The organism is Methylosinus sp. (assembly GCF_036560965.1).
Taxonomy (GTDB): domain Bacteria; phylum Pseudomonadota; class Alphaproteobacteria; order Rhizobiales; family Beijerinckiaceae; genus Methylosinus.
The window spans coordinates 17,811-28,508 of the sequence record NZ_DATBQF010000076.1; the positions used below are offsets into that span (position 1 = coordinate 17,811).

Below are 10,698 nucleotides of genomic sequence, written 5' to 3' on the forward strand. Positions count from 1 at the left end.
ATTTCCAGTGATTGGACGAACATGACAAAAACTCGAATTTTGACCGATTTCAGCCTGTTGCGGGACAATCGCGACTTCCGTGCGGTGTTCGTGGCGCGGACGCTGTCGCTCTTCGCTCTGGGCCTGCTCACCGTCGCAGTCCCCGTGCAGGCATTGCAGTTGACCGGCTCATCCGCCGCCGCCGGTTTCGTCCTCGCTTGCGGCGGCGGCGCGGCATTCGTCGGGCTCCTCGCCGGCGGCGTGCTGGCGGATCGCCACGACCGCCGCAAGCTCATCCTCTTCGCGCGCGGAACCTGCGGCCTCGGCTTTGTCGCGCTCGCCCTCAACGGACTTGCGGCCTCGCCCTCGCTCGCCGTCGTCTATGCTCTCGCGGCCTGGGACGGCTTCTTCAGCGCATTGGGCGTGACGGCGCTGCTCTCCGCGACGCCGACCATCGTCGGGCGCGAAAATCTCGCCGCCGCGGGCGCGCTCAACATGATCGCCATGCGGCTCGGCGGCGTCGCGTCGCCGGCGCTCGGCGGGCTGCTCATCATGTCGGCGGGCGTCGGCTGGACCTACGCCTGCGCCGCCGCCGGCGTGCTGGCGACGCTGGCGCCGCTCATGCGCCTGCCGCCGCTGCCGCCCAAGGGCGCGAGCCCCGAGACGCCGGCGCGCGCGCTTCTGTCGGGCGTGCGCTATCTCTTCGAAAATCGGGTCGTCGGCGCCGTCGTCGCATTGGGGACGCTGGCGAGCCTCGCCGGCGGGGTGCGCGTGCTGTTTCCCGCGCTCGCCGGCGCCTATGGCGGCGGACCAGTCGAGGCGGGGCTCATGTATTCCGCCGTTCCGCTCGGCGCGACGCTCGGCGCGACGACGAGCGGCTTCGTCACGCGCCTCACTCGTCCCGGGCTCGCGCTGCTCGCCTGCGCCGCGGCCGCTTTCGCGGCGCTGGCCGCGCTCGGCGCGGTCGGCGGACTGGTCCCGGCGCTGCTCTTTCTCGTCGTTTATGGCTATCTCGGCTCGATCGTCTCGCTGCTGCAATTCACGCTGGTGCAGAAGAACACGCCGGACCGGCTGCGCGGGCGCGTCAACGGACTCTGGACCGCGCAATTTATCGTCGGCGACGCGCTCGGCGCCCTCCTGCTCGGCCTGCTCGGGGGGATTCTCCCGCCCGCGCCGGCGGTGGACGCCTTCAGCCTTGCCGCTCTTCTCCTCTGCCTGCTCATGGCGGCGGCCTTCGGCTCATTGCGTCGATCGCCGGCCGAACCCGCCGCCGAAGACGTAACGATCGAAAAGGAAAAGCCGAGCCTCGCGCCTTCCGGCTGAGGCGCGACGCGGAGAACCAAACGACGGACCGGCTAATTTCCGAGCGCGACGGCGTCCGCCGTCGCGGCCGGGAGCGCGCGTCCCGTTCGACCGATTTTCATTCGTCCACAAAGGAGCGCTCCGATGGACGCGATTGTCGCAGAAAGGCCTTCCAGAGAGATTTCGGCGCAGGCCGAAACGCCGTCGTTTCTGTTCAGCTCGCCCCATTTCGCCATTGAGGCCTATGGCGTTTTCGAGCGAATTCGCACGCCCGCCGTCGGCGGTGGGGGCGCAGACAGCGTTCTGCAGGCGGCGGTGGACGCCGCGCTGGCGAGAGCGCGGCGCGCGGGACAGGAAAATCCGATCGTCGTCGGCGCCATCCCCTTCGACTCGCGTCAGCCTTCCTTCCTCTTCGCGCCGAAAACGCATCGCATCAGCGCGCCGCGCGTGGCGACGAGCGCGCCAGAGACGAAGGCCGATGTTCCCGCGCTCTGGTATCGCAGCGTGCCGGGCCAGAGAGGATTCGAGGAGGCCGTCGCTAAGGCCGTCGCCACTTTTCGCGACGGCCATGCGAGCAAGGCGGTGCTGTCACGCATTCTCGAGATCGAATTCGCCGAGCGCGTCGACGCCGTCGCAATTCTCGAAATACTGCGGCGCCAGAATCCCGCCGGCTATCATTTCCATGCGCCGCTGCCCGATGGAGGCGTTCTGCTCGGCGCGAGCCCCGAGTTGCTGATCCGCAAGATCGGCGGCTCCATCCGCTCCAATCCGTTGGCCGGCTCGGCGAGGCGGGTCGCGGAATCGGAAGAGGACGCGCGCGTCGGGCGTTGTCTCCTGCAATCGAGCAAGGATAACTTCGAGCACAGGCTGGTGATCGACGAAATTCGCCGCCTGCTCGAGCCGCTATGCGCCGAGCTGCGCATTCCCGACGAGCCGGCGCTGATGAGCACGCCAACCATGTGGCATCTTTCCACCGCTATCTCCGGCGAGCTCGCCGACGGGCGTCTCTCCGCTCTGCAGCTCGCCAGCCTGCTGCATCCGACGCCGGCCATATGCGGCTCGCCGACTGCGCAGGCGCGACTGTTGATCGAGCGGCTGGAACCGTTCGATCGTGGTTTCTTCGCCGGAATCGTCGGCTGGTGCGACGAGAATGGCGACGGCGAATGGGCGATCACGATTCGTTGCGGCACGGTGAACGAGATGGTCGTGCGCCTGTTCGCCGGAGCCGGGATCGTCGAGGCCTCCGATCCGCGCGCCGAATGGGCGGAGACCGAAGCCAAGCTCGCGACCATGCTGCGCGCATTCGGTATCGAGCGGGGGATCGCGCAATGAGCGTCGATTTTACTCCTTGGCCCGAAGATTTCGCGCGCCGCTATCGTGAGAAGGGCTATTGGCGCGGGGAGCCTCTGACCGCTCTGCTCACGAAGCGGCTGGAGATCGCCCCCGACGCCACGGCGATCATCTGCGGCGAACGCCGCTTCAGCTATGCAGAACTCGACGCCTGGTCGACGAGCCTCGCCATAGGCTTCTCGCGCCAGGGCCTGCGCGCCGGCGACACAGCGCTCGTGCAGCTTCCCAATGTCGCCGAATTCTATGCGGTGTTCTTCGCGCTGTTGAAAATCGGCGTCGCGCCGGTCAATGCGCTGTTCAGCCATAATCGCCTCGAGCTATCGGCCTATGCGGATCAGATACGCCCTGCGCTTCTCATCGCCTCCGCGCGGCATCCGCTATTCGCCAATGGCGCTTATGTCGAAGCCTTGCAGATCGCCATCCCGGCGCTGCGCGTCGTGCAGATTCTCGGCGAGACGTCTTATGCGGAAAGCCTCGCGCCTTTCGCTGAGCGTCGCTACGACGTCTCGGCGCGAGAGCTGCGCGGCTCCGCGCCGGGAGAGGTCGCGTTTCTGCAATTGTCGGGCGGCAGCACGGGAGCGCCAAAGCTCATCCCGCGCACGCATGACGATTATTATTACAGCCTGCGCCGCAGCGCGGAGATTTGCGGGCTGACCGAGACGAGCCGCTATCTCTGTGCGCTGCCGGCGCCGCATAATTTTCCGCTCAGCTCGCCGGGCGCGCTCGGCGTGTTTCACATGGGCGGAACGGTCGTGCTGGCGACGGATCCGAGCCCATCCGTCTGCTTCGATCTCATCCGCCGTCATGGCGTCGACATCACCGCCGTCGCGCCGCCGATCGCCATGCTCTGGCTGGAGGTCGCGGCCGATGAGGCGCCGCTTTCGAGCCTGCGCCTATTGCAGGTCGGCGGCGCGCGGCTCGGCGAAACGGTCGCGCGGCGCATTCCCGCGACGCTCGGCTGCCGCTTGCAGCAAGTGTTCGGCATGGCCGAAGGGCTGGTGAACTATACGCGCCTCGACGATGACGATGAGACGATTTTCACGACGCAGGGACGGCCCATGTGCGATGACGACGAGGTGAAGATCGTCGATGCGCAGGGCGCGCCGGTCGGCGCCGGCGAGATCGGCGAATTGCTGACGCGCGGGCCTTACACATTCCGCGGCTATCATCGCGCCGCCGAGGAGAACGCCCGCGCCTTCGACGCCGAGGGCTTCTATCGCTCCGGCGATCTCGTGCGCCTAACGCAGACCGGCCATATTCAAGTCGTCGGGCGCAAGAAGGATCAGATCAATCGCGGCGGCGAGAAATTCGCGGCCGAGGAGCTCGAGAATCTACTGCTAACTCATAGCCAAGTCGCCGACGTCGCGCTGGTCGCGACGCCCGACGCGCTGATGGGCGAGAAGAGCTGCGCCTGCGTCGTGGCGCGCGGCGATGTGCGGCCGCTCGCTCTGCGCAAGCATTTGCGCGCGCTCGGCGTCGCAGAATTCAAGCTGCCGGACCGTTTCGAATTTCTCGAGCGGCTGCCGGTCACGGCCGCCGGCAAGATCGACAAGTGCGCCTTGCGCGATCTCGTCTCGAGCAGAACCGCTTCCTGATGCGTGGAGAGGAAACGATAATGGCCATTCCCCGGCTTCCGACCTATTCGCTGCCGCGGCCCGAGGACTTCCCGAAGAACAAGGTCGGCTGGACTTTCGTGCCCGAGCGCGCCGTGCTTCTTATTCACGATATGCAGGATTATTTTCTGCATTTCTTCGGCGAGGAGAGTTCGCTCGTCACGCAGCTCGTCGCCAATGTCGCGGCGCTGCGCGCTTTCTGCAAGTCACGCGGCGTTCCAATCGTCTACACGGCCCAGCCGATCGACCAGAGCCCGAAGGACCGCGGCCTGCTGAATGATATGTGGGGGCCGGGGCTGAACGCGCATCCGCAGCTGAAGAACATAGTCGCGGCGCTGGCGCCTGACAACGACGACACGGTGCTCGTCAAATGGCGCTACAGCGCATTCCAACGCTCGCCGCTCGAAGCGATGATGAGAGAGTGGGGTCGCGATCAGCTCGTCATCTGCGGAGTCTATGGGCATATCGGATGCCTGACGACGGCGCTCGATTCTTTCATGCGCGATTTCGAGACCTTTGTCGTTGGCGACGCCATCGCCGATTTCTCGGCGGAGGATCACGACATGACGTTGCGACATGTCGCCGGCCGCTGCGGCGTCGTCGTCGCAGTGGATGCGCTGGTCGGCGCGTCCGCGCCGCGCTTGACGCGCGCGGAGGTCGAGGCGCGGGTGCGAACGCTCATCTCGCTCGACGAGGAGGTTCTCGATCCGAATGAAAATCTCATGAATTACGGACTCGATTCCATTCGAGTCATGTCGTTGGTGACGGAATGGCGCAAGCTCGGCGTCGAAATCGGATTTGTGGACCTCGCCGATAATCCGACGCTCGAACGCTGGTGGGCGCTGATCGAGCGCAAGCTCGCTTCGGCGTGACGATCGTCGTCACGAAAGGAGGTCGAGATGAATTCGGCGCAGAGCTCGCAGATGGATTTCACCGGCAAGCGTGTCTGGGTGACGGGCGCGGGGCAGGGGATCGGCCTTTGCGCGGCGACGACATTCGTCGCACTCGGCGCGAAAGTCGTGGGCCTGGACAAAGCGTTCGCGGAGGCGCGCTATCCCTTTCGCACGCTCATCGTCGACATCGCCGATCACGCGCAGGCGGAGCGCGCCTGCGCGCATCTGCTGGACGAATCGGGGCGGCTGGACGTGCTCGTGAACGCCGCGGGAATTCTGCGGCTCGGCGCGACAGAGGAGGTGAGCTTGGACGATTGGCGCGCCTCTTTCGACGTCAATGTCTCGGGCGCCTTTCATCTGCTCCGCAACACGATCGCTCAATTCAAGCGCCAGCGCTCTGGCGCAGTGGTGACAGTCGGCTCCAATGCGGCGCATGTTCCGCGCCTGTCGATGGCGGCCTATTGCGCCTCCAAGGCTGCGCTCGCCAGCCTGACGCATTGCGTCGCGCTGGAGCTGGCGCCCTATGGGGTGCGATGCAATCTCGTCTCTCCCGGGTCGACCGACACGCCCATGCAGCGCTCGATGTGGAGCGCGCCGGACGCCGAGCAGCGCGTCATCGCCGGCTTTCCCGAGGCTTTCAAGCTCGGCGTTCCGCTCGGCAAGATCGCCAAGCCGCAGGAAATCGCCAATGTCATCGCCTTTCTGGCGTCGGATCTCGCGAGCCATATCGTCATGCAGGACATCGTCGTCGATGGCGGCGCTACTTTGACGGCATAGGCGTTCCCTATCGAACTCGCCCGGGCGCGGCTCTGTCGCGAATTTTTATAGCAGGCCGGAATGGGCTACAATCGATGGCGACATCTTCGAAAAGTCCCAGGCATAGGCGCCGCCGCCCTTCGCCGAGTCGGCGAACGGCTTTCAGGAATGCGTCGCGATGGTTCTGTCGCGAATTTTTCTCGCGGGTCGGTTGGGCTATGATCGCCGGGGTGTGGGGCAGGCGGAATAGTGCGATGATCGATTTCAAGGGCAGCCATTTTGAACGCGAGGTGGTCCTGTGGGGCGTCCGCTGGTATGTGGCGTATCCGATGAGCTATCGTCAGCTTGAGGAAATGATGGAAGAGCGAGGCGTCGACGTCGACCATTCCACGCTCAACCGCTGGGTCGTCAAATATGCGCCTTTGCTGGAGAACCAGTTCCGTGCTCGCAAGCGCGCGATCGGATCCAGCTGGCGCCTCGATGAGACCTACGTGAAAGTCAAAGGCCGCTGGAAATATCTGTATCGGGCAGTCGACAAGGCAGGCGCGACAGTAGATTTCCTGCTTACCGCAAAGCGGGATTGCAAAGCTGCGTTGCGCTTTTTGCGCAAGGCGATCGGCCAGCATGGCAAGCCGGAGAAGATCACGATCGACAAGAGCGGCGCCAACACGGCAGCGATCGAAAGCTACAATGCGAAGCATGAAGCGGACATCGAAATCCGCCGCATCAAATATCTCAATAATATTGTCGAACAGGACCATCGAGCGGTGAAGCGAGTGACGCGGCCGATGCTGGGTTTCAAATCATTTCGATCTGCAACCGCGACACTCTCGGGGATCGAGCTCATGCATATGATCCGAAAGGACCAGTTGCAGACCAGGGGCAAATTGCGTCCAGCGCAGCAGTTCTATGCCCTCGCGGCGTGAGCCGCATCACTCTCAGGCGCCCGTGTCGCGTCCGCAGACAAAATTTGCGACGCAACCCTTTCTCCTGCTCACCACTAGATGGCGCCGGCGAACTTCGGTCTTCGGATGCGCTATTAAACGGTCGATTTGTAGTCGCATACAATTATGTATTTGCGTATTGCGCCGGAGGTCATATGTCGATAGAATATAAAATAATCGACACATCTCCGGCATTTGTCGATCTCATCGACATGTCGGGAGCAATCTGTCGATCAACAGAGGCTTCTTCGACATGTCGTTCGACCCTGCCCGCCCTTACAATGACCTTCCGGCTCTGCCGCCGCACCAGGACATCGAGACCAAGGCCATTCTCAAGGCCTGCGTCGGGGCCCGCGCGGCGCTGGCGGAACTCAAGATCTCGGGCCAGCTAATCCCCAACCCGTCGGTTCTGATCAATTCGATTCCGCTCCTCGAAGCGCAAGCAAGCTCCGAGATCGAAAACATCGTCACGACCACGGACAGGCTCTTCCGCTTCGCCAACCGGCCGGAAACCGGCGTCGACCCCGCGACCAAGGAGGCGCTCCGCTATCGCACGGCGCTTTATCAGGGCTTCGAGAGTCTGAAGGACCGCCCGCTTTCGACTCGGAGCGCCATCGAGATCTGTCGGACCATCAAAGGAGTGGACCTCGATATCCGCGCGACCCCGGGCACAGCGCTGCTGAACGAGGCGACGGGTCGAGTGGTTTACACGCCGCCCGAGGGAGTCGAACTGCTGCGCGACAAACTCGCCAATTGGGAGCGCTACATCCACACGGATGACGGCGTCGATCCGCTGATCCGACTCGCCACCGTGCATTACCAGTTCGAAGCGATCCATCCGTTCACCGACGGCAATGGTCGCACGGGCCGAGTTCTCAATCTGCTGTTCCTCGTCGAACAAGGACTGCTCGACATTCCCGTCCTGTATTTGAGCCGCTATATCATTGATAATAAAAAGTCCTACTATGATGGTCTGCTCGCCGTCACGACCGATGACGCGTGGGAGCCATGGATCTTGTTCATGCTCGCCGCGATATGCGAAACCGCGACATGGTCGACCGCAAAAATCTGGGCGATCCGTAACCTGCTAGACGGGACCGCCGAACGAATTCGGCGCGACTTGCCGAAAATCTATTCTCGCGAATTGGCCGAGATCATATTCGTCAATCCCTATTGCCGAATCGCCGATCTGGTCGGCGCGGGCATCGCCAAGCGCCAATCCGCTTCCGTTTATCTGCAAGCCCTCGCGTCCCTCGGGCTTCTCCAAGAAATCGAGGCAGGCAGGGAGAAAATTTACACGAATCCTGCCTTGCTGTCGCTTCTCTCCGAGCGCGGCGGATCAGAGGTCGCCTCCCTATGACGGCTTCGAACGTCAAGGGACGGCTTATCGGCTATGCCCGCGTCTCCACCGAGGATCAGGTCACCGACGCGCAGACCGATGTGCTGAAGGCCGCCGGCTGCGTCGAGATTTTTCGCGAGCATATGTCGGGGGCGAAGGCCTCGCGGCCGGAACTCGCCAAGGCGCTGGCGCGAGTGCGCCGCGGCGATGTGCTGGTCGTCGCGCGGCTCGACCGTTTAGCCCGCTCGCTGTCGCATCTCCTGGCCGTGCTCGCCGAGCTCGACGTCAAGGGCGCGCATTTCAAATCGCTCGCCGATCCGATCGACACCACGACGCCGCAGGGCCGTTTCGCCCTGCAGGTTCTCGGCGCCGTGGCGGAGCTGGAGCGCGCCCTGATCCGGGAGCGCACCAAAGACGGCTTGCGCGCCGCCAAGAAGCGCGGCCGCATCGGCGGCGATCCAAAGCTCCGCGCCGGCGACCGCGACGCCATCCAGCGCATCGTCGACGCCAAGGCGGCCAATTATTTCGAGCGCGTCAATCGAACGGCCGAACATTGGCTGCCGGTCGTCCGGCAAATGCGTCCGGATCACCGCTGGCAGGATGTCGTGCGCGTGCTCAACGCCAAGCGCGACGCCGCCAGCGGCGCTCCCCTGCCCCAATGGACCGTCGAGCGCCTGAAACGCGCCGTCAAACGCTTCGTCGACGAGGGCTTGATCGAGCCCCGACTCCTTCATCAAGCCGCCAGCCGAAAAGTCAGCAGCGAGCGCCTGGTCACGCTCGTCGCCGGGATCAAGCGGGCCAATGCCGATCTGACGCTCGCGCAAATCGGCGCGCAGCTCGAAGCCATGTATGAGCGCACGCCGCGCGGCGGAACGCGCTGGGCGCCCTCCTCCGTCAAAAGCCTGCTCGAGCGCGCCGAAAAGCTCCGATTGCTCGACGCCGAAACTCTGTGAGCGAGCGGACCGCCGGGGCTCAGTCCCATCCCCTCATCACCCCGTTTTCTTTCGTTCCCGCGCCGCCTTGGCGGCCTTGCCGCGCAACAGCGCCATCAGCACGGGCCCGAGCGAGAACTCCCCTGCCCGCGCCTTTTCGGTCAGAACGCGGAGATAACCGCCGGCGCTCTTGATCTCATCGCCGCGTTGCAGGATCGCGGCGATGACGATCGCGGCGTCATGCTCGCCCAGGACCTCCAGCGCTTGCGACCAGGCGTCTGGCGAAACGCCGAGCGCCGAGCGGACGGTCGCCGCCGCCGCCGCCAAGTCTCGCCACGAAGAAATTTCGCCACTCGGGCCGTAATCGACGATGTCTGGGCAAGCCTCCAGCACCATTCCGAGCGGATAGGCTCGAAGCGCCGGCTTGGGATCGACAGTCAAAGATCGATCCGAGGATGTTTCTGGCGCTCGATCGACCGGTCCCCTGCCCTGTTCGAGATTTGGCTGCAATGGATCGGCCCTGCCTTTCTGAAGGGCAGGTTCAAGATCGGAAATATTTGTGGTTTGATTCTGTATGTGACGCTCAGTTTGAGACTCATTGCCGCTCATATTCTGAGCTTTTATATGCGTTTCCAGCGACTTGTGGATTTCAGACGCCAACGCGGCCAGCTCACCGGCCAAAGCCTCCAGATCGGCGCGGGAAAGCCCTCGGCCATAGCGCCCCGAGAGCGTCACATAATGTTGGTGCGCGCCGTCCCAGTCGCCGGAAACGCCTTCTTCCAGCCCGGTCTCGATCATCTTGACGATGTCGCGCCGAGTGAGCGTGATTTTTTCGCGCAGCAGCGCGCTCGCGCGGTTCTCGGACCGTACCTCCTCGGCTAGGTTCTCGACTTCGTTCGACCGCGCCACGAGCGGCGCGAGGTCGAAGCCGAAAGCGTCCTCTATGGCTCCGCCCTGCCCTTTTCGAGCGAAGCGTTTGCCATTCGGAGAATCGCGGCGGATGATCAGTCCAGCGTCGACGAGGCAGGCGAGATGCCGCCGCAACGTCGCCGGCGCCATGCCATGGGCGCGGATCGAGAGTTCTTTGTTCGAGGGAAACACGACGATGCCGCCGCTGGCGGAACCCGCTTCGGCAGACGTCGAATTCTTCTCTGGCAGGCTGAGCGCTGTCTCCTGGTGGAAGCTCAGCAGCGCGTGCAACACCGATAGCGCCCGGTCGGTGACGCCGAGCGGCTCCTTGGCTTCGGTGAGCGCGCGAAACAATCGCCATTTGTGGACGACGGTTTCGGACGCGCCAGGCTTTGCGGCGAAATTTTCGGTCGCGGTCTGGCTCGCCACCATAGCGAGCGACAGTGGCCGCCGCCCGAAGGGCGTCGTTGGACGTGTCTGCATGATCCTTTGCCTCGTTCAGGCAAAAGAAATCCGCTCGCCGAAACGGCGCCGACTCTTGACAGTGATTCACGGAAGTGTGATTCTCGGAGTGCTTAGATCAGAGAAAGGCTTCCGGGCGGCGACGTTCGGGGGCTTTTTTCTTTTGCGGGTTCAATCTCCTGATTCATTTATGATCTTCGTCTCCTTAAACGCTCGATA

The 10,698-nt window shown here is 63.8% G+C and carries 10 protein-coding genes; 9 read left to right on the forward strand and 1 reads right to left on the reverse strand.

All coding sequences use genetic code 11. The features are described 5' to 3' along the window. The first annotated feature begins 21 nt into the window (after positions 1–21). The 8 genes from entS to VIF40_RS19705 all read left to right on the forward strand — a co-directional run bounded on the left by entS (position 22) and on the right by VIF40_RS19705 (position 9,129). Positions 22–1,302 carry an enterobactin transporter EntS gene (gene entS / locus VIF40_RS19670; protein WP_331939214.1) on the forward strand — a complete coding sequence of 427 codons (1,281 nt, stop codon included), beginning with the start codon at positions 22–24 and terminating at the stop codon, positions 1,300–1,302. A 123-nt stretch (positions 1,303–1,425) separates the two neighbouring features. Next, positions 1,426–2,613 (forward strand): isochorismate synthase, encoded by a 1,188-nt coding sequence (locus VIF40_RS19675; RefSeq protein ID WP_331939215.1) that lies wholly within the window; start codon positions 1,426–1,428, stop codon positions 2,611–2,613. Next, positions 2,610–4,226, forward strand: coding sequence for a (2,3-dihydroxybenzoyl)adenylate synthase (locus VIF40_RS19680; RefSeq protein WP_331939216.1), 1,617 nt, complete (start codon positions 2,610–2,612; stop codon positions 4,224–4,226). Before VIF40_RS19675 ends, VIF40_RS19680 begins: the two co-directional genes overlap by 4 nt. A 20-nt stretch (positions 4,227–4,246) precedes the next feature. After that, positions 4,247–5,116, forward strand: a complete 870-nt coding sequence (locus VIF40_RS19685; RefSeq protein WP_331939217.1) for an isochorismatase family protein — start codon at positions 4,247–4,249, stop codon at positions 5,114–5,116. Between the two features lie 27 nt (positions 5,117–5,143). After that, on the forward strand, positions 5,144–5,914 hold the full coding sequence (gene dhbA / locus VIF40_RS19690; protein ID WP_331939218.1) for a 2,3-dihydro-2,3-dihydroxybenzoate dehydrogenase: 771 nt from the start codon (positions 5,144–5,146) through the stop codon (positions 5,912–5,914). Positions 5,915–6,147: 233 nt separating this feature from the next. After that, a complete protein-coding gene (locus VIF40_RS19695; RefSeq protein WP_331939219.1) occupies positions 6,148–6,819 on the forward strand; it encodes an IS6 family transposase in 672 nt (223 codons plus the stop codon). A gap of 271 nt (positions 6,820–7,090) precedes the next feature. Beyond that, positions 7,091–8,197: a protein adenylyltransferase Fic gene (gene fic, locus VIF40_RS19700; RefSeq protein ID WP_331939220.1), complete on the forward strand. Its 1,107-nt coding sequence runs from the start codon at positions 7,091–7,093 to the stop codon at positions 8,195–8,197. After that, complete coding sequence (locus VIF40_RS19705) at positions 8,194–9,129, forward strand: recombinase family protein (RefSeq protein WP_331939221.1); 936 nt, start codon at positions 8,194–8,196, stop codon at positions 9,127–9,129. The genes fic and VIF40_RS19705 overlap by 4 nt, the downstream gene beginning before the upstream one ends. Before the next feature lie 36 nt (positions 9,130–9,165). On the opposite strand, the gene repC is transcribed toward VIF40_RS19705, so the two are convergent. Then, a complete protein-coding gene (repC, locus tag VIF40_RS19710; protein WP_331939222.1) occupies positions 9,166–10,500 on the reverse strand; it encodes a plasmid replication protein RepC in 1,335 nt (444 codons plus the stop codon). On the opposite strand from repC, the gene VIF40_RS19715 reads away from it, so the two are divergent. Further along, positions 10,499–10,698 (forward strand): hypothetical protein (locus VIF40_RS19715; protein WP_331939223.1); only part of this gene is annotated, 200 nt, incomplete at its 3' end. The two genes, repC and VIF40_RS19715, sit on opposite strands and share 2 nt — an antisense overlap.